We start from the raw sequence: 21,597 nt of genomic DNA, 5'->3' as shown, positions 1-21,597 counted from the left end.
GCGTTCACGGAGACTGAGAGATGTGTGTATGACGGCATGTGGTGTGTTTTCGCGCACAGTGCCTGTCGCGTACAACCCTGACGGGGGGAAACGTGTCAAACAGGCGTGGCAGAGGTACTCGGAATCGCAACGGCCCCTGGTCGCCCCAGCGCTGGTGCTGGAGGGCTACCAGTGGCGGGAGGCATGTCTGTGATCGCGCCGTGGCCCGCCGCGCGCCCTTCGCGTCCGCTCACACAGCATGGGGACGCTGACGAGGCGATGGCACATGGCACCACAGTCGATCACCTGACCGAGACCTACCGCGCCCACTACAAGTCCCTGCTCGGGCTCGCGGCGCTCCTGCTCGACGACACCGCCTCGTGCGAGGACGTCGTCCAGGAGGCGTTCATCCGCGTCCACTCGGCGCGCAAGCGCGTGCGCGACCCCGAGAAGACCCTCGCCTACCTCAGGCAGACGGTCGTGAACCTGTCCCGCTCCGCGCTGCGCCGCCGCATCCTCGGGCTCAAGCTGCTCTCCAAGCCGATGCCCGACATGGCGAGCGCCGAGGAGGGGGCGTACGAACAGCTCGAACGGGATCAGTTGATCAAGGCGATGCGCGGCCTGCAGCGGCGCCAGCGTGAAGTGCTGGTGCTGCGGTATTTCGCCGATATGACCGAGGCTCAGGTGGCCGAGGTGCTGGGTCTCTCCCTGGGATCCGTGAAGGCTTACGGGTCGCGCGGGATCGCCGCGCTGCGTACCGCCATGGAGGCGGCGTCATGAGTGACGGACTGGGTCTCCCCGACGGCGAGGAGCCGCGCGGGCCGCATGAAGCGCAGGGCACTCCTGAGGCGCAGGGCTCGCCCGAACCGCAGGGCCCGCCTGAGGCGCAGGACTCTCCGGAAGCACAGGGCTCTCGTGAACCGGGCGAGCCGCGCGAGCGGGCGATGCCGCCCGGCGGCGCGGGCCCGGGCGCGGGCCCGGGCACGGGGTCGGACGGCGCGGAAGAGTCCGCGGACCGGTACCCCGCGGCGGGGGAGGGCGCTGCCGCCGCGGCGGCAGGTCCCACGCGGGAGTCCGGCGCGGCACAGGAGTCCGGCTCGACACGGGAGTCCGGCGCGGCACAGGAGTCCGGCGCTCCCGAGGAGATGTCGCTCGACCTGTTCGACGAGTCCGCACTCAGCTCCGAGGAGGAGACCCTCCGGGACCTCCTGCAGCACAGCGTCCGCGGCATCGAACCGCCCGCCGAGAGCTTCGACCGCACGCTCGACCACCTCCAGCGGGCGGTCCCCGCGCGGCGTGCGCACCGCCGCCAGGCGATGGTCGGCGGCGTGGCCGCGGCCCTCGTGGCCCTCGTCGGTGTGCCCGCGCTCGTCTACGGCGGCGTACCCGGCGTCGGCGGGGACGACCACCCCGTGACGGCGGGCAGCGTCCACGGCCAGACCCGCGGCCCCGACGCCGGTGCCGCCGGGAGCGGCGGCAAGGGCGAGGAGGACCGGGACGGCGGCAAGGACAAGGACAAGGACAAGAAGCACAAGGGTGACGGGAGAACCCACCCGGCGCCCACCGGCGGCCCCGGCGACAGCGCCGACCCCAACGAGAGCCTCAGCGCCAGCGCACCCACCTGCGGCAGCAACCAGCTCGGCGGGGGCTCCGCGGAGTCCGGAGCGCCCGACAGCAAGGGCACCGTCTACGGCAGCTTCCGGGTCGCCAACGTCTCCGGCGACGCCTGCACGGTCCAGGGCGAAGGGCTGGTCGGCGCCTCCGTGCAGGGCCGGGCCGGCGGCGGACAGGTCCTGGTCGTCGACCACACCGCGGGTGACCCGGCGCCGGGCCTCGGCGATCCGGCCGCCGCGCGGGACGAGGTCGTGCTGCGGCCCGGCCAGGCGTACGTGGTGAAGTTCGCCTGGGTGCCCAGCGGCGGGTGCAGTTCGCCCACCCCGCAGGGCGGCCGCAACGACGGCGAGACGGCCGGCCCCGGCACCGGGAGCGGCGACGGCTCCGCGGACGGCGGCGGGGAGAGTTCCGGCGGCAGCACCGGGACGCCCGGCGAGGGCGACGCCGGTGGCGGCGACTCGGGTGGCGGCGACGCCGCGGTCGTGGTTTCCCACACTCCGGAGGGCGGCGCCCCCGCCGCGGGCACGAAGGTGTCCGGGGCGTGCGGCAGCGGAACGGTCTACCGCACGGGCGTGATCCCGCAGACCTGACCCGGCCGCGCAGTCCTCGCGGGCCGGGCCCCACCGGCAGCTCCGCGAGGGGGCACGCGCCTGGAGTGGCGCGACCGGGACCTCCTGGCAGCGGCGGTGGTGTGTGGCCGTACTGTGGGAGTGTGTACCGGTTCCTGCTGACGCCGCGATGGTGGGCGATCAACCTCTTCGCCCTGGTGGCGATTCCGGTCTGCGTCCTGATGGGCAGTTGGCAGCTCAGCCGCTTCGACGACCGTGTCGACCGGCACCAGGAGCAGCGCGAGCAGTCGAGCGCGGAGGCGCGCGCCGAGGCGCGGCCGCTGCGGGAACTGCTTCCGGTGACCCAGGACACGGTGGGCCGCACGGCCGCGGTGACGGGCCGGTTCGACACGGCGCACCCGCTGCTCGTCCCCGACCGGACGGTCGAGGAGAAGCGCGGCTTCTACGTGCTGTCCCTGCTGCGCCCCGAGGGCGGCGGCAAGGCCCTGCCGGTGGTGCGCGGCTGGCTGCCCGGCACGGCCGATCCGCACCGGGTGCCCGCGGCGCCCGAGGGGGAGGTCACCGTCACGGGAGTGCTCCAGGCGCCGGAGTCGCAGCACGACGCCGGTACTCCGGGCGCGCTGCCGGAGGGGCAGCTGGGGTTCGTGAGCGCAGCGCCGCTCGTCAACGTCGTCCCGTACGGCGTGCGGGACGCCTGGATCACCGAGCAGCACACCCAGCGGCCGCTGAGGCCGGTGCCGCCGGTTGCGCCCGACAACACCGGCCTCGACATGAAGGCGTTCCAGAACCTGGGCTACACGGCGCAGTGGTTCGTGTTCGCCGGGTTCGTGGTGTTCATGTGGTTCCGCTTCTTCCGCCGGGAGGCGGAGACGGCTGCGGACGCCGCGCTGGGGCTCACGCCGGACGGTCCGGAAGCGGATGCCGGCCTTCCGTGTCCGTCCGCGGAAGATGCCGCAACGCGAAGTCGATCTCCAGCCGGATCTGCTTGATCCGCTCCTCCACGACGAGGGAGCCGTGCCCCGCGTCGTAGCGGTACACCTCGTGCGGGTGGCCGCGCTCCTCGAGCCTGGTGACGTAGTTCTCGACCTGCCGGATCGGGCAGCGGGGGTCGTTGACCCCGGCCGAGAGATAGACGGGCGCGCGCACCTTGTCGACGTACGTCAGCGGGGAGGACGCCTCGAACCGCTCGGGCACCTCCTCCGGCGTTCCGCCGAGCAGGGTGCGGTCCAGGGACTTCAGCGCCTCCATCTCGTCGTGGTAGGCGGTGACATAGTCCGCGACGGGCACCGCGGCCAGCCCCAGCGCCCACACCTCCGGCTGGACGCCGAGCCCGAGGAGGGTGAGGTAGCCGCCCCAGGATCCGCCCGCCAGCACCAGCCGGTCCGGATCGGCGAGACCGGAGCCGACGGCCCAGGCGCGGACGGCGTCGATGTCCTCCAGCTCGATCAGGCCGACCCGGTGCTTGAGGGCGTCCGTCCAGGCGCGGCCGTATCCGGTGGAGCCGCGGTAGTTGACCCGCACGACGGCGAAGCCGTGGTCGACCCAGGCGGCGGGCTGCCCGGCGAAGGCGTCGCTGTCGTGGTGGGTGGGGCCGCCGTGCACCTCGAAGACGGTGGGGAAGGGGCCCTTGCCGGCCGGCTTCTGCACCAGCGCGTGCACGGTCCCGCCGGGGCCCTCGACCCAGGCGTCCTCGACGGGCACCGAGCCCGGAGCCGTCATGCCGGGCGGGTCGAGCACGGTGGCGCCGCTCGCGGAGCGTACCTGGGGCGGCTCGGCGGCGGACGACCACAGGTACTCCACGGCGCCGTCCGGCCGCGCCGTCACGCCCATGACGGACCCGGCGGGCGTCTCGATCCGGGTGCGCGTGCCGCTCGCCAGGTCGTAGCGGAAGAGCTCGTCGCGGGCCTGGTGGCTGTGGGCGATCAGCAGCGCCGAGGCGTCCGGATACCAGTCGGCGGCGACGTCGCCGGGCAGGTCCAGCTCCAGTTCCGTGGTCGTGCCCGCGACCGGGTCCCAGAGCATCGGCTCCCACCGGCCGTGCCGCTGGTGGCCGATCAGGAGCCGGGGGTCGCCGTCGACCGGGGCGAAGCCGAGCACGGTCAGCCCCAGTTCCTCGGTGCCGCCCTCGCTGTCGTCCAGCTCCGCGACGGTCGAGCCGTCGGGGCGTACGACGCGGAGCGCCGCGTGCATGGCGTCACCGTGCTCGGTGTGCTCGATCACCAGCAGGCTGCTGTCGTGCGAGAGGTCGCCCACGCCCGCCGACTCGCTGTGCCGGTAGATCTCGACGGGCGCGGGCGAGCCGGGGCGCAGCACATGGACGGTGGAGCCGTCCTCGTCCGTGGAGCGGCCGAGCACCACGGTGCCGTCCCGGCCGAGCGCCAGGCCCGCCGGGTAGGAGGGGTCGAGCCCCTCGACGGCGCGGGCGTCGGGGCCGCCGCCGAAGGGCTGCCGCATCCAGACCCCGAACTCGTCGCCGTCGGTGTCCGAGAACCACCAGATCCACTCACCGTCGGGCGAAAGGGTGCCGTCCGTGGTCCCGTTGGGCCGGTCGGTCACCTGCCGCTGCTCGCCGGTCGTCCGGTCCCAGGCGTACAGCTCGAACGTGCCCGTCGCGTTCGACACGAACAGCGACCGGGCGGGTGCGTCCTCGGCCCACTCGGGCAGTGAGACGCGCGGCGCCCTGAACCGCTTCTCCCAGTCGGGCATGGCGTGGTCGGGCAGTGCGTTCTGATCCATGCGCCCCATTGTGGACCGGGGCGGTGGCACCGGGGCGGGCCGGTGTACCGGGACGGGTGGACGGACGGGCGGACGGGCGGACGGGCGGACGGGCGGACGGGCGGACGGGCGGACGGGTGGTGCGGGGACCGGCGGTGGGAGCGCGAGGGCCCGAACAGTACAGTTCGAGCCGTCCCTGTTCGAGAGCTGTGCGATCTCCAAGGTGAGATGCGATCTCCGAGGTGAAGGTGGCTGCGATCTCCGACGTGTCTGCGATGTCCCCGTCCGCCGCCGTCCCGCCCGAGGCGACGGTCGTCGGTGTCGGAGCCGACGGCTGGCCGGGGCTGGCCGAACCCGCCCGGGAGGCGCTCCGTGCCGCCGAGGTGATCTTCGGGGGCGCCCGGCAACTCGCTCTGCTGCCCGCCGGGGAGTGCGCCGCGGAGCGGGTGGCGTGGCCGTCCCCGCTGCGGCCCGCCGTGCCGGGGCTGTTCGCGGCGCACGCGGGGCGCCGGATAGCGGTGCTGGCCAGCGGTGACCCGTACTACTACGGCATCGGCCGCACCCTGGCCGAGCTGCTGCCGGAGCTGTCCCTCCGGGCGCTGCCGCACCCCTCCTCCGCGAGCTACGCGTGCGCGCGGCTCGGCTGGGCGCTGGAGGAGTGCGAGGTGGTCAGCGTGGTCGGCCGGCCGCTCGCCCGGATCGCCGCCGCGCTCCACGACGGGCGGCGGCTGCTGGTGCTCAGCGCCGGGGCCGACACCCCGGCCCGGGTCGCGGAACTGCTGCGCGAGCACGGCTTCGGGCCGAGCCGGATACGGGTGCTGGAGCAGCTCGGCGGCCCGCGTGAGCGTTCCTGCGAGGGGACGGCACAGGACTGGCGGCACCCGCCGGGCGACCCGCTGAACATCGTCGCCGTGGTCTGTGCGGCCGACCCGGACGCCGGCCTGGTGCGGCCGGGTGCCGTACCCGGGCTGCCGGACGCCGCGTACGAGCACGACGGGCAGCTCACCAAGCGCCATGTGCGGGCCGCGACGCTGGCCGCGCTGGCGCCAGCCCCCGGCGAACTCCTGTGGGACGTGGGAGGCGGCGCCGGGTCGATCGCGGTGGAGTGGCTGCGGGCCCATCCGGCCTGCCGGGCGGTGACCGTGGAACGCAGCGGCGAGCGTGCCGCGCGGATCACGCGCAACGCCGACCGGCTCGGGGTGCCGGGGCTGCGGGTGGTCACCGGCACGGCACCGGAGGCACTGTCCGGACTGCCCACGCCGGACGCGGTGTTCGTCGGCGGCGGGCTGACGGCGCCCGGCCTGCTGGCCGCCTGCTGGGCGGCGCTGCCGGCGGGCGGACGGCTGGTCGCCAACACCGTCACGCTGGAGTCGGAGGCGCTGCTGGTGCGCTGGTACCGCAGATACGGCGGTGAACTGGTACGGCTCTCGGTGGCGCACGGGGTGCCGGTGGGAGGGTTCACCGGCTGGCGGCAGGCGATGCCGGTGACCCAGTGGGCGGTGTGCAAGGGCGCCGCCGACGGGACGGGCGAGCCGCCCGAAGACGCGTGGGGGCCCGAAGACGCACGGGGACCCGAAGACGCACGGGGACCCGAAGACGCATGGGGAGACGAGAGATGACGGTGTACTTCATCGGCGCCGGACCCGGCGCCGCCGACCTGATCACGGTGCGCGGCGCCCGGACGCTGGCCGCCTGCCGGGTCTGCCTGTACGCGGGCAGCCTGGTGCCCCGGGAACTGCTCGCCGAGTGCCCGCCCGACGCGCGGCTGGTCGACACCGCGCAGCTCGACCTGGATGCCATCACCGAAGAGCTGGTCCGCGCACACCGGGAGGGGCACGACGTGGCGCGGCTGCACTCGGGCGACCCGTCCGTCTTCAGCGCCGTCGCCGAGCAGATGCGGCGGCTGACGGCTGCGGGGGTGCCGTACGAGGTCGTACCGGGCGTCCCCGCGTTCGCGGCGGCGGCCGCCGCGCTGAAGCGGGAGCTGACGGTGCCGACTGTCGGCCAGACCGTCGTGCTGACCCGGGTCGCCCGGCAGGCCACCCCCATGCCGGACGGCGAGGACCTGGCCACGCTGGGCCGCAGCGGCGCACTGCTCGTGCTGCACCTCGCGGTGCGGTACGTGGACGAGGTGGTCGCCGAACTCCTCCCGCACTACGGGGGCGACTGCCCGGCAGCCGTCGTCGCGTTCGCCAGCCGCCCCGACGAGGTCGTGCTGCGGGGCACCCTGGAGGAGATCGCGGAGCAGGTGAAGGCGGCGGGGCTCAGCCGGACGGCCGTCATCCTGGTCGGCCGCACCCTCGCCGCCGAGCACTTCCGCGACAGCCACCTCTACTCCGCGGAACGCGACCGCCACACCTGCTGAGGGCGTGCGGGGCACGTCTGACGGGGTTCCCGGTGCGCTCGCGAACCCACGGGGAGGTTCAGCGCACGCTGCTGCGCCCGACGACCGTCCCCGCGCGGTCGATGCAGACGACGTCCACCCGCACGGGGGCCCCGCGCAGGACGGCGAGTGCCTCGTCGCGGGCTGCCTCGGCGACGAGGTCGCCGAGCGGCACGTGCGCCGCGGTGCACAACTGGAGCGCGGCGAGACCGGTGTTGGCCGCCCGGATCCGGTCCGCCAGTTCCTCGTCGGCGCCGCCGGTCCTGGCCAGGCCGGCGAGGAAGCCCTTGTCGACCTGGGAGCGCTTGGAGTGCAGGTCCAGGTGCCCGGCCGCCAGCTTGGACAGCTTGGCGAAGCCGCCGCAGACGGTGAGCCGGTCCACGGGGTGGCGGCGTACGTACTTGAGGACGGCGCCCGCGAAATCCCCCATGTCCAGCAGCGCGTCCTCCGGGAGCCCGTACTCGGCGACGACGGTCCGCTCCGAGGTCGACCCCGTGCAGCCGGCCACATGCGTCCGCCCCGCGGCACGGGCCACGTCCACCCCGCGCCGGATCGAGTCGATCCACGCGGAGCACGAGTAGGGGACGACGACGCCGGTCGTCCCCAGGATCGACAGCCCGCCGAGGATCCCCAGCCGCGGGTTCCACGTGGAGCGGGCGATCTCCGCGCCGTTGTCGACGGACAGGGTGATCTCCACGTCGGCACCGGCACCGGCACCGGTGCCGACGTGCTCGTCCGCCACGCGGGCGACGTGCTCGCGCATCATCTGCCGCGGCACCGGATTGATGGCCGGCTCGCCCACGTCGAGCGGCAGGCCGGGGCGGGTGACGGTGCCCACACCGTCTCCGGCCCGGAACACGACACCCGTACCCGGCGCGAGGGGGCGCACGGTGGCCCGCACCAGGGCGCCGTGGGTGACGTCGGGGTCGTCGCCCGCGTCCTTCACCACCGCGGCCGTGGCCGCGGTGCCCGGCTGGAGATGTTCGTACGCGAGGGCGAAGGCGGGGGTCTGGCCCTTGGGCAGGGTGATCGTCACCGGATCGGGGAAGTCGCCGGTCAGCAGCGCGGTGTACGCGGCGGTCGTGGCCGCCGTCGCACAGGCACCGGTCGTCCAGCCGGGCCGCAGCCCGGTGTGCTTGAGTTGGGCAACGCGCCCGCCCTCGGCCTCGTCCGCCGCGGCCCCGCTCGCCGCGGGCTCGTGCGCCTCAGACATGAGAGGAACCGGATCCCGTGCACGTACTGATCCTCGGCGGGACGACGGAAGGCCGCCGCCTGGCGGAACTGCTGGAGGACGCCCCCGGCCTCCGGGTCACCAGTTCGCTGGCCGGACGCGTCGCCGGCCCCCGGCTGCCGGTGGGGGAGGTGCGGGTCGGCGGCTTCGGAGGCGTGTCGGGGCTGGCGGAATGGCTGCGTACACACCATGTGGACGTTCTCATCGATGCCACCCATCCCTTCGCCGAGAAGATCAGTTTCCATGCTGCCGAAGCCGCCGCCGGAGCCCATGTTCCCCTGCTCGCCCTCCGCCGCCCCGGCTGGGTGCCCGGTGCGGGGGACAACTGGCACCTGGCGGACTCCCTGCCGGAGGCAGCGCGGCTGCTGCCGCGGCTGGGACGGCGGATCTTCCTGACGACCGGACGCCTGGGACTGGCCGCGTTCGCCGGGCCCGCGAGCGCCGGGCTGTGGTTCCTCTCCCGCTCGGTCGACCCTCCGGAACCGGGCACGCCCGTTCCCGCCCGGATGGAGCTGCTGCTCTCCCGGGGCCCGTTCGCGCTGGACGACGAGCGCGAGCTGCTGCGCAGCCACCGCATCGAGGTGCTGGTGACCAAGGACAGCGGCGGTGCGGCCACCGCGCCCAAGCTCGCGGCGGCGCGGGAGGCGGGGCTGCCCGTCGTGGTCGTCCGCCGCCCGCCGGTCCCGCCGGGAGTGCGGGAGGTGACGAGCCCCGAGGAGGCGGCCGAGGCACTCCGCGGCCGGTGACCGGCACCGGCGGCCGGTGCCGGCACCGGCCTGCCCGACCGCCCGCGCCGCCCTTCAGGCCGACCGCTCGGCGGGCAGCCGTCGTGCCGCGCGGGTCACCGGTCCGCCGCTTCGAAAGCGGCCTCCGCGTGCAGCCGGGCGGCGGGGAAGACGGGCACCGGACTGTCCTGCGGCCCGATGAGCAACTCGATCTCCGTGCACCCCAGCACGATGCCTTCCGCCCCGTCCGCCACCAGCTTGCCGATGACGCGCCGGTATGCGGCGCGGGACGCGTCCAGCACGGTTCCCCGGCACAGTTCCTCGTAGATCACGCGGTGCACCAGTTCCCGGTCGGCGGGGTCGGGGACCAGCACCGACAGCCCGCCGGCCGCCAGCCGTCCCCGGTAGAAGTCCTGCTCCATGGTGAACGCGGTCCCCAGCAGGCCGACGCGCCGCAACCCCGCCGCCCGCACCGCGTCCGCCGTCGCATCGGCCAGGTGCAGCAGCGGCACCTCCACGGCCTCCTCGATGTGCTCGGCGACCCTGTGCATGGTGTTCGTGCACAGCACCAGCAGATCGGCGCCCGCCGCCTCCAGGGCCCGGGCGGCGGCCGCGAGAATGCCGCCCGCCTCGTCCCAGCGCCCCTGCTCCTGCAGCACCTCGATCTCGGCGAAGTCGACGGAGTACAGCACCAGTCGCGCGGAGTGCAGCCCGCCCTTCCGGTCCCTGGCGAGTTCGTTGAGCATCCGGTAGTACTCCGCCGACGACTCCCAGCTCATGCCGCCGATCAGCCCGATGGTTCGCACCGCTGCCTCCGCCTTTCCTCGTCCCGTCCCGCACCGTTCCACAGAGTCACCAGGGTCACCAGGGTCACCAGGGTCACCAGGGTCACTGGGGTCACCAGAGTCACTGGGGTCGCTGGGCGTCGTCGGGCACGGCGGTCTCGCTGCGGAGCGCCTGGAGCGTGTCGAGTTCGCGGTCGAGGTCGCGCCGTTTGTCCTGGAGCCGCTCGACCTCCTGGGCGAGCAACTGCTCCATGACGCCGTTGCGCTCCTCGAGCGGCGCCTCCAGGCAGGGCAGCAGTTCGTTGACGGTGGCGCTGCTCAGACCGGCGGCGAACAGGTGCTGGATCATCACCACCCGCTCGACCATGGACGCGTCGAAGTCCCGCCAGCCGCCGGGCGTGCGCTGGGAGCGGATGAGCCCGTGCTCTTCGTAGTACCGCAGTGACCTGGCGCTGACGCCGCTGGCGTCCGCCAGCTCACCGATGCGCATGAGACCTCCCGAGGCCGTCCGTCGGACTCCAGTCTTGCAGTTGACACCGGTGTGAGGTTCCACGCTTCTGGAGCCGCACCCACCGGGGGTGCCCAGGGGAATCGGAGGTCGTCATGACCGCGCGGATCCATCTGTGGTCGGACTACGTCTGCCCGTTCTGCCTGATCGCCGACGAGGTGATCGAGCGGGCGGTCCGCGGCCGGCCCGATGTCGAGGTCGTCCACCATCCCCACGAACTGCGCCCCCGTCCGGCTGCCACGCTCCGCCCGGAGGACCCGTATCTGCCCGACATCTGGCAGCGAGCCGTGTATCCGATGGCACGCCGCCACCAGGTGCCGATGCGGCTGCCGACCGTCTCGCCGCAGCCCTACACCGAGTCGGCCTTCCGCGGCGCCCAGTACGCCGCGGAGCACGGCCGGGCCGGGGCCTACCACCGCCGCGTGCCGGCGGCCTTCTTCCGCGACGATCTGGACATCGGGGACCACGCGGTCCTGGTCCGGCTGGCCGCGGAGGCGGGACTCGACCCGACCGGCTACGCCGCGGCCCTCGACGACCCGGAGTACGCCGAGCGGCACCGGCGGGCCCTGGCGGAGTCGGCCCGGCTGGAGATCACCGTCGTCCCCACGCTCGTCATCGGCGACCGGCGCATCGAAGGCGTCGCCTCCGAGAGTGTGATCCGCCGCGCACTGCAGGAAGCGGTCGCCGCATGACCGCGGAGACGGCCCGGCTCCGGGCCCTACCGGCCCGCTACCGCGAACCGCACTCCGTTTCCACCGCCCGCTCCTGACCCCGCGCGCCTTCTCGCCCCCCCCGAATCCGTTCATGCCCTTTCGCGTTCGCGCTCTTTCACCCTTTCGACCTTCAAGGACACCTCATGCACTGGCTCTACCTCGGCGCCGCAGTCGTCTTCGAGATCACCGTCGCCCTCTCGGCCGGCAAGGCCCAGGGCTTCACCCGGCCCGCCTGGACCGCGGTCACCCTGGCCAGCGGCGGCATCGCCACCTATCTCCTCAGCCTGGCGCTGCTGACCTTCGACGTCGGCGCCGGTTACGCGATCTGGACCTCCGTCGCGGGCGTCGGGATCGTCGTCCTCGGCGCCCTCCTGTTCGGCCAGCGCCTGGACTGGCGCAAGCTCCTCGGCATCGCCGCGGTCATCGTCGGCGTTGTCGGCCTGCAACTCAGCGGAGCGGCCTGACCGCCCGGCGCGCTGCCGGCCCGCCAGTCAGCCGGCCCGCCCGCGGTCCGCCGTCCCCTGTTCCGCCGCTTCCCCCGTTGCCTCGTTCACCCGTTCCCGTATTCATGAGAAGGGCCCGCACATGTCCCACCACTCCGCCGCCGTCCGCAACAACGAGACCCTGGGCAGCAAAGAGACCCTCGGCAGCAACAACACCGTCCGCCACGACGACACCACCGGCGGGGGCGACGCCGCCGCCCGCAGCGGCCGGGCGCGAGCCTGGCTCGTGCTCCTCCTGGCCGGAGCGTTCGAGGTCGGCTACGCGCTCGCCGTGGGAGGGAGCCACGGCTTCACCGTGCTGTCCTGGTCGCTCGTCGCGGTCGTCTTCTTCCTGCTGACGCTCTTCTCGCTGAGCCTCGCGCTGCGCACCCTCGACGTCGGCATCGGCTACGCGGTCTGGGCCGGTATCGGCGCTGTCGGAGCGGCGTTGCTCGGACCCGCGTTCTTCGACGAGACGCTCACCCCGGCCAAGGCCCTGTGGCTGACCGTGATCATCGCCGGGGTGGTCTGGCTCAAGCTCGCCGACCGGCCCCAGCACCCCCCGGCCGACGAACTGCCCGCCCGGCCGGACCGGTGAGCAGCAGCCCACCGGCCCGGGGCCGCCGCCCGCTGTCTCCGCAGCGGGCGGCGGCCGTTTCAGACCTCCGGATACCGGCGCGGGGTCCACACCCGCGCCGAGCCGTCCGCTCCGCGGAAGGTCCGGGTCTGCGAGGAGCCGATGAGCAGCAGGGTGCGCATGTCCACCTGGTCCGGGTCCAGTTCGGCCAGCGGGACGGTGCGGATGCGCTCGCCGTCCCCGCCGACGTCCCGGGCCACCACCACGGGGGTGTCCGGCGCCCGGTGCTCCAGCAGTACCTCGCGGGCCTTGCCGACCTGCCAGGTGCGGCTGCGGGACCCGGGGTTGTAGAGGGCCAGCACCAGGTCCGCCGCCGCCGCGGCGCGCAGCCGGCCGGCGATGACCTCCCAGGGCTTGAGGCGGTCGGAGAGGGAGAGCACGGCGTAGTCGTGGCCCAGCGGTGCCCCCACGCGGGCCGCTGCCGCGTTGGCGGCCGTCACCCCGGGCAGCACCCGAACCGGGACGTCCGCGTACGCGTCCTGCTCTGCCGCCTCCAGCACGGCCGTCGCCATGGCGAACACGCCGGGGTCCCCGCCCGAGACGACGGCCACCCGCCGCCCGCGCCGAGCCAGTTCCAGGGCGAACTCCGCGCGCTCGGCCTCCACCCGGTTGTCCGAGCCGTGCCGCCGCTGGCCGTCCCGCCGTGGCACCCGGTCCAGGTAGGTCGTGTAGCCGACCACGTCGTCGGCGGTGGCCAGCGCGCCGCGCGTCTCGGGGGTGAGCCACAGTGGCCCGGCGGGGCCGGTCCCCACGACGACGACCTCGCCGGGGGCGTCCTCGCCGCGCTCACGGGCCGTCGCCCCGACCTTGCTCGGCAGCACGGCCACGGAGAAGTACGGCACCGAGTCCGGGTCCACGTCCGCGACCCGCCCGGTGCGCTCGCCCTCCATGGTGGCGCGCTCGACGTAGCGGGCCTCGGCCAGCCGCCCCGACCGCTCCAGCGCCCGGCGCACCTTGGGGAACGTACGCCCCAGCTTCATCACGGCCACCGCGTCGCTGGAGGCGAGCCGGGCGGTCAGCTCCTCCTCGGGCAGCGTGCCGGGCAGTACCGTCAGCGCCTCCTCGGCCTCCGACAGCGGAGTGCCGAGCCGGGCGGCCGCCGCGCTCACGGAAGTGACCCCGGGGACGACCTCGGTCGGATACCGGTGCGCCAGCCGCTTGTGCATGTGCATGTACGAGCCGTAGAAGAACGGGTCGCCCTCGGCGAGCACGGCCACCGTCCGCCCCGCGTCCAGGTGCGCCGCCAGCCGCGCGGACGCCTCCGCGTAGAAGTCCTCCAGCGCGCCCCGGTAGCCGCCCGGGTGGTCGGTGGACTCGGTGGTGACGGGGTAGACCAGCGCCTCCTCCACGTGGTCGGCACGCAGATGGCGCGCCGCGATGGAGCGCGCGATCGACCGGCCGTGCCGGGCGCTGTGGTACGCGACGACGTCCGCCTCCGCGATGGCCTCCACCGCCCGCACCGTCATCAGCGACGGGTCGCCGGGCCCCAGCCCCACGCCGATCAGCCGCCCGGCGCCGCCGCCGGCTTCCGCGGCTCCTGCAGCTCCCGGGGTCCGGGCTTCGGCCGGTGCGCGGCCGCCGGTTGCCGGGTCGCCGGTTGCCGGGTTGCCGGTCGTCGGGCCGCCGGTTGCCGGGCCGCCGGTTGTCGGGCCGCCACTCGCTGCTGCACCGTTCGCTGCTGCACCGTTCGCGGGTGTGCCGCTCGTGGGTGTGCCGCTCCCGCCGTTCGCCGCCGCGTCGAGCGCTGCCGCATCGTCGGACACGGTGTTCACCTGCTCCTCCTCCGCGCTGCCGGTCACCTGACTCATTCCTCCTCGCTCGCAATGGCGTTGAGCGCGGACACGGCCATGGCGCTGCCACCCCTGCGGCCGTGGACGATCAAGTGCTCCAGTCCGGAGGAGTGCTCGGCCAGCGCCTGCTTGGACTCCACGGCCCCGACGAACCCGACCGGCACCCCGATCACGGCAGCCGGCCGCGGCGCCCCCTCCTCGATCATCTCCAGCAGCCGGAACAGCGCCGTGGGCGCGTTGCCGATCGCCACGACCGCGCCCTCCAGCCGGTCCCGCCACAGTTCGAGGGCGGCCGCGGTGCGCGTCGTCCCCAGTTCGGCCGCGAGCCGGGGCACCTCCGGGTCGGAGAGCGTGCACACCACCTCGTTGTCGGCCGGGAGCCGCCTGCGGGTGACGCCGCTGGCGATCATGGCGACGTCGCAGAGGACGGGTGCGCCCGCACGGAGGGCCGCGCGGGCCTCCGCGACGACCCGCGGGGTGTGGGCGAGGTCCCGGACGAGGTCGACCATGCCGCACGCGTGGATCATCCGTACCGCGACCTGGCTGACGTCGGCGGGCAGCCCCGCCAGGTCCGCCTCGGCGCGGATGGTGGCAAAGGACTGCCGGTAGATGGCAGCGCCGTCCTTCTCGTACTCGAACACTGTCTTCTCGCTCATCGTCAAGGGCCTGCCGTCGCTGAGTCCTCGCGCACGGGCCCGTGGGCCGCGCCGCGCTCGGACGGTCGGTTGCTCTCCCGTGTCGCGGCGCCCGCAAGCGCGCCGCTGCCGTACCGGGTCTGGTCGCACCGGCGCGGTCCGGTGCCCTCCGCCACGCGGGCCGCCGCGGCGGCCGCGCCCGGGTCGGAGCCGGCGGGGACCGGTACGGGGTGCTCTTCGCCGGTGCCGCGCACCACCGCCACCCGGTAGCCGTCGTTCCCGGCGACGACCTCCACCCGGTCGCCGCGCGGATGCCCGCACCGGCGCTCGCACCCGGACCAGTACACGGGCAGCGCGGACGAGCCGCTGCCGGCGCCGGGACCGGGACCGGCGCCGTAACCGGAAACAGGACCGGAAACAGGACCGGAAGCAGGACCAGGGCGGGCCAGGGCAGCGGCGGCATCGGCGCGTACGTCCGTCAGGGACTTGGCGCAGCCCGGGCGCCCCGCGCAGGCGCCCGCTCCCCGCCAGGGCGAGGCCGGATCGGTCACCAGCCCCGCGGCGTCGAGCGCCGCGAGGGCGCCCGGCGCGCGCGGGGGTGTGAGGCCGGGTACGACGACGCCCCGCCACGGAGTCATCCGCAGTTCGCCGTTGCCCTCGCGCTCGGCGGTACGGGTCAGGAGCTCCCACTGCCGACCGGTCAACCGGCCGAGCGGGGCGAGCACGGAGAGCGCCACCACCCCGGAAGGGCCGGTGACCGGGCCGGGCACGGGGGCCTCCGCGGTCTTCTCCACGAGGGGCGCGAGCGGTGCGTCCCGCGCTCCGGCTCCCAGCCGGAGTGCGGTCCTGCGGGCCAACTCGGCGCCGGTCACCGCGAGGTCGGCGACCCGCCAGGCGCGGAGCCCCGACTCCCGTACGGCTTCCAGGAAGGTCTCCGCGGCCACCACGGCCGCGGCTGCGGCGTGTTCGTCCGCGACGCGGAGGACCCCGGCCTCCCGGTCGGCGCCGAGGTACAGAAGCGTCGTGCCGTCCGGCTCGGCGAGCAGGGTCACATCCGCTCCGAGCGCGGCGACGTCGCCTCTCCCGTCGTCCACGGCGAACAGGAAGCGCCCCGAGAGTTCGCGCAGTGCTTCGCTTTCGCACAGGAGTTGATCCAGTTCGGTGAGCTGTCCGGCGACGTCCCGGTGCCCGGAACCGTCCAGGCCGGACAGTGGCGAGGCGGCGATGTTGCGGACGCGCTCGTGCGCGAGCGAGGGCAGTAGCCCCGCTCCGCTCAGCAACTCGGCCAGTTCGGGGCCCGCATCCTCCCGCAGGCCGCGGAGTTGGACGTTTCCGCGGGAGGTCAGATGCAGTTCGCCGGAGCCGAGCCGGGTCGCCGCCGCGTGCAGGGCCGCCGCCTGGGCGACGTCGAGCACGCCGCCGGGTACCCGTACGCGCGCCAGTCCGCCGTCGTCCGCCCGGTGCAGCCGCAGCGCTCCCGGGCAGGCGTCGGCTCGCTCACGCGGGGCCGCACAACTGGTTGCATCAGCAACCGGCGTGGTGCCGTGCGCGGACGGACGACTGGAGGGCATGACCATGTCGGCGAGCATACCGACCCCCGTCGCCCCCCTCCCGGAGCACCGGACCGCCCCCTCCCGCGGCTGCCGCAAACCTGCCGCACCCGCCGCTCCGGACGATGGTCGGCGGTCGGCGGTCGGTGGTGGGCGAGCGCCAGGCGGTCGGCGGACGGTCGGGTGACCACCGCGCTGTGACCACCGCGCGAGCCGCCCCGGACGGGTGCCCTCCCGCCACGCGGCGCGTCCCCGTACGATGCTGTGGGCGGACCACCCGGTCCGCCCACATCGCCAGCGACGGCGACAGGGGAGGAAGCCCGGTGCGAGTCCGGCGCGGTCCCGCCACTGTGAGCCCGGCCACGACAGCCGGGTGAGCCAGGAACTCCCGCCGTCCGAGACCGCCCGGGGCGCGGACACCCCGAGGAAGGGCCGACAGCAGCATGCCGCTTTCGTCACGCGACAACGCCGACTCCGACGCGACCGTCGCCACGCCCGACGACGCCCCCCGGGTGATCCTGCTCCTGTCGACCTCCGACACGGACCTCCTCAGTGCCCGTGCCGCCTCCGCCGAGGTCTCCGCGCCGGCCCCGGGCGACGCCGCCGACGGCCCTGCCGCCGCCCCGCTCACCTACCGCTACGCCAACCCGAGCCGCATACCCGAGGACACCCTCGGTACCGAACTCGAAGCACTGCTGGACGGCGTCGACCTCGTCGTCGTCCGGCTGCTCGGCGGCGTGAGGGCCTGGCAGCAGGGCATCGACCTGCTGCGCGGCTCCGGCGTCCCGCTCGTCGTCCTGACCGGGGAACAGGCCCCGGACGCCCAGCTCATGGCGGCGTCCACGGTCCCCATCGGAGTGGCGGCCGAGGCGCACGCCTACCTCGCACACGGCGGCCCCGCCAACCTCGTGCAGTTGGCCCGCTTCCTCTCCGACACCGTGCTGCTTACCGGCCACGGCTTCGAGCCCCCGGCACCCGCCCCGGCATGGGGCCACCTGGACCGCGAACCGTCCACCCGCGAACGCCCCGCAGGTGAGCCGGGCCCGGGCCGCGACGCCACGTCCGGCGCCCCGGCGCCCTCGGGGACGGCCCCCACCATCGCCGTCCTCTACTACCGCGCCCACCACATGAGCGGCAACACCGCCTTCGCCGCAGCACTCTGCGACGCCGTCGAAGCGGCGGGCGGCAGGGCGCTCCCCCTCTACGTGGCTTCGCTCCGCGCCCCCGAACCCGAGCTCGTCGAGGAACTCCGCGCCGCCGACGCCATCGTGACGACGGTGCTCGCGGCGGGCGGCACCAAACCCGCGGAGGCCGGTGCGGGCGGCGACGACGAGGCATGGGACGCGGGCGCTCTCACCAGCCTGGACGTACCGATCATCCAGGCGCTGTGCCTGACCGCGCCCCGGACCGACTGGGAGCAGAACGACGAGGGGGTCTCCCCGCTCGACGCCGCGAGCCAGATAGCCGTGCCCGAGTTCGACGGCCGGCTCATCACGGTGCCGTTCTCCTTCAAGGAGATCGACGCCGACGGTCTGCCGTCCTACGTGGCCGACCCGGAGCGCGCCGCGCGGGTGGCGGGCATCGCCGTACGCCACGCCCGGCTGCGCCACATCCCGGCGTCCGAGAAGCGGTTGGCGCTCGTCCTGTCCGCGTACCCGACCAAGCACTCCCGGATCGGCAACGCGGTCGGCCTCGACACCCCGGCCAGCGCGGTCGCGCTGCTTCAGCGGCTCCGCGCGGAGGGCTACGACTTCGGCGACGAGGACATCCCCGGCCTGCCCCGAACCGGAACCCCGGCAGCCGGTACCGGCACCGCCCCCGAGGCCCAAGCCGCCTCCTCCGCCTCCGGCTCGTCCGCAGCCGCCTCCTCCGCAGCCGCCTCCGCCACGGCCCCCGAAGCCGACTCAGGCGACGGGACCGAGCCGGAGGAGCACGTCGGCGACGCGCTCATCCGCGCGCTCATCGAGGCCGGTGGCCACGACCAGGACTGGCTCACCGAGGAGCAGCTGGCCCGCAACCCGGTCCGCATCCCGGCGGCCGACTACCGCCGTTGGTACGCCACGCTCCCTCAGGAGCTGCGCGACGCCGTGGAGGAGCACTGGGGCCCGCCGCCGGGTGAGATGTTCGTCGACCGCACGCACAACCCGGACGGCGACATCGTCCTGGCCGCCCTGCGCCACGGCAACCTGCTGATCCTCATCCAGCCGCCCCGCGGCTTCGGCGAGAACCCCATCGCCATCTACCACGATCCGGACCTGCCGCCCTCGCACCACTACCTGGCGGCCTACCGCTGGATCGCCGCGCCGCAGGCCGACGGTGGATTCGGCGCGGACGCGATGATCCACCTGGGCAAGCACGGCAACCTGGAGTGGCTGCCCGGCAAGAACGCGGGCCTGTCGGCGGCGTGCGCACCCGACGCCGCGCTCGGCGACCTGCCGCTCGTCTACCCATTCCTGGTCAACGACCCGGGGGAGGGCACCCAGGCCAAACGCCGGGTGCACGCCACACTCGTCGACCACCTGGTCCCGCCCATGGCCCGCGCCGACTCCTACGGGGACATCGCCCGGCTCGAACAGCTCCTGGACGAGTACGCGCAGATCAGCTCCATGGACCCGGCCAAGCTTCCGGCGATCCGGGCCCAGATCTGGACCCTCATCCAGGCGGCCCGGCTCGACCACGACCTCGGCCTGGAGCAGCGGCCCGACGACGACGGCTTCGACGACTTCCTCCTGCACGTCGACGGCTGGCTGTGCGAGGTCAAGGACGCGCAGATCCGGGACGGCCTGCACGTCCTGGGCGCCGCACCGGCCGGTACCGACCGCGTCAACCTGGTCCTCGCCATCCTCCGCGCCCGGCAGATCTGGGGCGGCACCAACAGCCTGCCCGGCCTCCGCGAGGCCCTCGGCCTGGACGAGTCCGCGGCCACCCGCACCACCTCCGACGAGGCCGAGGAGCAGGCCCGCGCCCTGGTCGAGGCCATGGAGGCGGCGGACTGGGACCCCGCGGCGGTCCCCCGCGCGGCCGCCGGGCATCCGCAGCAGGTCGCCGACATCCTCGACTTCGCGGCCCGCGAGGTCGTTCCCCGGCTGGCGGCCACCACCGCCGAACTCGACCACGCCGTCCACGCGCTCTCCGGCGGCTTCGTCCCCGCCGGGCCGTCCGGCTCCCCGCTCCGCGGGCTGGTCAACGTCCTGCCGACCGGCCGGAACTTCTACTCCGTCGACCCCAAGGCCGTCCCCTCCCGCCTCGCGTGGGAGACGGGCCAGGCCCTCGCCGACTCCCTCCTGGAGCGCTACCGCGCCGACAACGGCAGTTGGCCCACCTCCGTCGGCCTCTCCCTGTGGGGCACCAGCGCGATGCGCACGGCAGGCGACGACATCGCCGAGGCCCTCGCCCTGCTGGGCGTCCGCCCGGTGTGGGACGACGCCTCCCGCCGTGTCACCGGCCTGGAGCCGATCCCCGTCGCGGAACTGGGCCGCCCCCGGATCGACGTCACCCTGCGGATATCCGGCTTCTTCCGCGACGCGTTCCCGCACGCCGTGGCCCTGCTGGACGACGCGGTCCGGCTGGCCGCCTCCCTGGAGGAGCCGGACGACGTCAACCACGTGCGCGCCCACACCCAGCAGGACCTCCGCGAACACGGCGACGAGCGGCGCGCCACCACCCGCATCTTCGGCTCCCGCCCCGGCACCTACGGCGCGGGCCTCCTCCAGCTCATCGACTCCCGCGACTGGCGCACCGACGCCGACCTCGCCGAGGTCTACACCGTCTGGGGCGGCTACGCCTACGGCCGGGACCTGGCCGGCCGCCCGGCCCGCGACGAGATGGAGACGGCCTACAAGCGGATCGCCGTCGCCGCCAAGAACACCGACACCCGCGAACACGACATCGCGGACTCCGACGACTACTTCCAGTACCACGGCGGCATGGTCGCCACCGTGCGCGCGCTGCGCGGCTCCGCGCCCGAGGCGTACATCGGCGACTCCACCCGCCCCGAGACGGTGCGCACCCGCACCCTCGTCGAGGAGACCTCCCGCGTCTTCCGCGCCCGGGTGGTCAACCCCAAGTGGATCGAGGCGATGCGCCGCCACGGCTACAAGGGCGCCTTCGAACTGGCCGCCACCGTCGACTACCTCTTCGGCTACGACGCCACCACCGGTGTGGTGGCCGACTGGATGTACGACAAACTCACCGAGACCTACGTCCTGGACGAGACCAACCGCGCCTTCCTCCAGGAGTCCAACCCCTGGGCCCTGCACGGCATCGCCGAACGCCTCCTGGAAGCCGAGTCCCGCGGCATGTGGTCCAAGCCCGACCCCACAGCGCTCGACGCTCTCCGCCAGATCTACCTGGAGACGGAAGGCGAACTGGAACAGGACGACTGACCCCGGCGCACGCGCCGCGCACACCGCCGCGGTCCCGTCCTGCGCAGCCGGGCCGGCAGATCACCCCGCAGGATCTGCCGGACCCGGACTCGGAGCCGGACCCGGACCCGGAGCCGGACCCGGACCCGGACCCGGGCTCGTCCGTGCACTCGGACCCGCCGTCCCCGACCGACCCGTCCCGGCGTCGGGGCGAACTACTCCATGAGCTGCAGGACATCCGCGGCCGACCACTGCCGCTCGGCCCCCGGCGATCCGGCGAGGTACTCCGCGACCGCCGCCGCGCTCCACCCGCGGCCCGCCGCGAGCAGTCCGGTGGCCAGGAAGCGCAGATACGCGGCCGCCGGAGGCAGGTGCGGCACCTCTCCCACGCGCCACGGCGCGGTGCACGTCAGCACCGGCCGACCCGCCAACTCCCCGGCGTACACGAGGGTCTCGTACCGTCCGGCGCCGATCCGGTCCCGGCCCCGCGCCAGGACGTGCGACAGGTCGAGATCCGTCCCCGGATCCCGGTACATCTCCTGGGCGGCGATGTCCGAGAACTGTCCCGCCGTCACCAGGTGCGCCACCGCGAGCGTGCGCCCGTCGGCGGCCGGATCGTAGAAGGCCCGCCCGCCGCCCCACACGGGCGACGTGGTCGCGAAGTACAGCACCCCGGGCAGCTCGACCGGCACCGACTCCGCGGGCATCGTCCGGTCCCGGCACCCCGGATACCACCGGCTCGCACCCTGCGGCCGCCCTCCGGCGAGGTAGGCCCGCAACCGCTCCGGATGGACGTTGGAACCGTAGGCCGCGTACCAGAGCTTCCGCGGCGTCTCCGTACGGTCCGCGGCCCTCCGTTCCACCTGCCGCACGGGACTCACGCCGTCGCTGCCGGCACCGGACGTCCCGGCAGCGCC

Annotated in this window: 18 protein-coding genes and 1 riboswitch; of the genes, 10 read left to right on the top strand and 8 right to left on the bottom strand. The window is 74.4% G+C overall.

Translation table 11 applies throughout. The annotated features are described in order from the left end of the window. The first annotated feature begins 183 nt into the window (after nt 1–183). From BMX65_RS04535 to BMX65_RS04525, 3 genes are all read left to right on the top strand, one after another. Nucleotides 184–759, top strand: coding sequence for a SigE family RNA polymerase sigma factor (locus BMX65_RS04535; protein ID WP_063829223.1), 576 nt, complete (start codon nt 184–186; stop codon nt 757–759). Beyond that, entirely contained in the window at nt 756–2,183 is a 1,428-nt protein-coding gene (locus BMX65_RS04530) for a hypothetical protein (RefSeq protein ID WP_079171694.1), read from the top strand. The genes BMX65_RS04535 and BMX65_RS04530 overlap by 4 nt, the downstream gene beginning before the upstream one ends. A 122-nt stretch (nt 2,184–2,305) precedes the next feature. After that, complete coding sequence (locus BMX65_RS04525; protein WP_074998854.1) at nt 2,306–3,151, top strand: SURF1 family protein; 846 nt, start codon at nt 2,306–2,308, stop codon at nt 3,149–3,151. Here the strand turns inward: BMX65_RS04525 and BMX65_RS04520 are convergent. Next, nucleotides 3,057–4,898, bottom strand: coding sequence for a S9 family peptidase (locus BMX65_RS04520; RefSeq protein WP_074998853.1), 1,842 nt, complete (start codon nt 4,896–4,898; stop codon nt 3,057–3,059). The genes BMX65_RS04525 and BMX65_RS04520 overlap by 95 nt on opposite strands. A 254-nt stretch (nt 4,899–5,152) precedes the next feature. On the opposite strand from BMX65_RS04520, the gene cbiE reads away from it, so the two are divergent. Then, nucleotides 5,153–6,496: a precorrin-6y C5,15-methyltransferase (decarboxylating) subunit CbiE gene (cbiE, locus tag BMX65_RS04515; protein ID WP_074999244.1), complete on the top strand. Its 1,344-nt coding sequence runs from the start codon at nt 5,153–5,155 to the stop codon at nt 6,494–6,496. After that, nucleotides 6,493–7,242 (top strand): precorrin-4 C(11)-methyltransferase, encoded by a 750-nt coding sequence (gene cobM, locus BMX65_RS04510; RefSeq protein ID WP_074998852.1) that lies wholly within the window; start codon nt 6,493–6,495, stop codon nt 7,240–7,242. The genes cbiE and cobM overlap by 4 nt, the downstream gene beginning before the upstream one ends. A gap of 58 nt (nt 7,243–7,300) precedes the next feature. On the opposite strand, the gene BMX65_RS04505 is transcribed toward cobM, so the two are convergent. Next, nucleotides 7,301–8,473: a cobalt-precorrin-5B (C(1))-methyltransferase gene (locus tag BMX65_RS04505; protein WP_074998851.1), complete on the bottom strand. Its 1,173-nt coding sequence runs from the start codon at nt 8,471–8,473 to the stop codon at nt 7,301–7,303. A 17-nt stretch (nt 8,474–8,490) separates the two neighbouring features. Here BMX65_RS04505 and BMX65_RS04500 point away from each other — a divergent pair, with 17 nt between their 5' ends. After that, on the top strand, nt 8,491–9,237 hold the full coding sequence (locus BMX65_RS04500; RefSeq protein WP_074998850.1) for a cobalt-precorrin-6A reductase: 747 nt from the start codon (nt 8,491–8,493) through the stop codon (nt 9,235–9,237). 95 nt (nt 9,238–9,332) lie between these two features. On the opposite strand, the gene BMX65_RS04495 is transcribed toward BMX65_RS04500, so the two are convergent. Next, entirely contained in the window at nt 9,333–10,022 is a 690-nt protein-coding gene (locus BMX65_RS04495) for an aspartate/glutamate racemase family protein (protein ID WP_074998849.1), read from the bottom strand. Between the two features lie 100 nt (nt 10,023–10,122). Beyond that, nucleotides 10,123–10,491, bottom strand: a complete 369-nt coding sequence (locus tag BMX65_RS04490) for a MerR family transcriptional regulator (RefSeq protein WP_074998848.1) — start codon at nt 10,489–10,491, stop codon at nt 10,123–10,125. A 113-nt stretch (nt 10,492–10,604) separates the two neighbouring features. Here BMX65_RS04490 and BMX65_RS04485 point away from each other — a divergent pair, with 113 nt between their 5' ends. The 3 genes from BMX65_RS04485 to BMX65_RS04475 all read left to right on the top strand — a co-directional run bounded on the left by BMX65_RS04485 (nt 10,605) and on the right by BMX65_RS04475 (nt 12,302). Further along, nucleotides 10,605–11,201: a DsbA family oxidoreductase gene (locus BMX65_RS04485; protein WP_074998847.1), complete on the top strand. Its 597-nt coding sequence runs from the start codon at nt 10,605–10,607 to the stop codon at nt 11,199–11,201. Nucleotides 11,202–11,365: 164 nt separating this feature from the next. Further along, nucleotides 11,366–11,686, top strand: a complete 321-nt coding sequence (locus BMX65_RS04480; protein WP_074998846.1) for a DMT family transporter — start codon at nt 11,366–11,368, stop codon at nt 11,684–11,686. A gap of 121 nt (nt 11,687–11,807) precedes the next feature. Then, entirely contained in the window at nt 11,808–12,302 is a 495-nt protein-coding gene (locus BMX65_RS04475) for a DMT family transporter (RefSeq protein ID WP_204357580.1), read from the top strand. 59 nt (nt 12,303–12,361) lie between these two features. Here the strand turns inward: BMX65_RS04475 and BMX65_RS04470 are convergent, their stop codons facing one another. The 3 genes from BMX65_RS04470 to BMX65_RS04460 are packed head-to-tail and all read right to left on the bottom strand — an operon-like array spanning nt 12,362 to nt 16,355. Continuing rightward, nucleotides 12,362–14,149 (bottom strand): precorrin-2 C(20)-methyltransferase, encoded by a 1,788-nt coding sequence (locus BMX65_RS04470; protein WP_275435219.1) that lies wholly within the window; start codon nt 14,147–14,149, stop codon nt 12,362–12,364. Further along, entirely contained in the window at nt 14,146–14,772 is a 627-nt protein-coding gene (locus BMX65_RS04465) for a precorrin-8X methylmutase (RefSeq protein ID WP_074999241.1), read from the bottom strand. Before BMX65_RS04465 ends, BMX65_RS04470 begins: the two co-directional genes overlap by 4 nt. A 17-nt stretch (nt 14,773–14,789) precedes the next feature. Next, nucleotides 14,790–16,355, bottom strand: coding sequence for a precorrin-3B synthase (locus BMX65_RS04460; RefSeq protein WP_074998845.1), 1,566 nt, complete (start codon nt 16,353–16,355; stop codon nt 14,790–14,792). Between the two features lie 273 nt (nt 16,356–16,628). Further along, nucleotides 16,629–16,704: riboswitch (cobalamin riboswitch) on the top strand. Between the two features lie 124 nt (nt 16,705–16,828). Here BMX65_RS04460 and cobN point away from each other — a divergent pair. Beyond that, nucleotides 16,829–20,701 carry a cobaltochelatase subunit CobN gene (gene cobN, locus BMX65_RS04455; RefSeq protein ID WP_107437404.1) on the top strand — a complete coding sequence of 1,291 codons (3,873 nt, stop codon included), beginning with the start codon at nt 16,829–16,831 and terminating at the stop codon, nt 20,699–20,701. 194 nt (nt 20,702–20,895) lie between these two features. Here the strand turns inward: cobN and BMX65_RS04450 are convergent, their stop codons facing one another. After that, the gene (locus BMX65_RS04450) at nt 20,896–21,552 is read right to left on the bottom strand and encodes a histone deacetylase (RefSeq protein ID WP_074998844.1); all 657 of its coding nucleotides are present in this window, start codon (nt 21,550–21,552) and stop codon (nt 20,896–20,898) included. Nucleotides 21,553–21,597 lie beyond the last annotated feature (45 nt).

The organism is Streptomyces qinglanensis (assembly GCF_900111245.1).
GTDB lineage: Bacteria > Actinomycetota > Actinomycetes > Streptomycetales > Streptomycetaceae > Streptomyces > Streptomyces qinglanensis.
The sequence above is the reverse complement of the archived record's forward strand: the minus strand, read 5'-3'. Positions and strand labels throughout refer to the sequence as shown.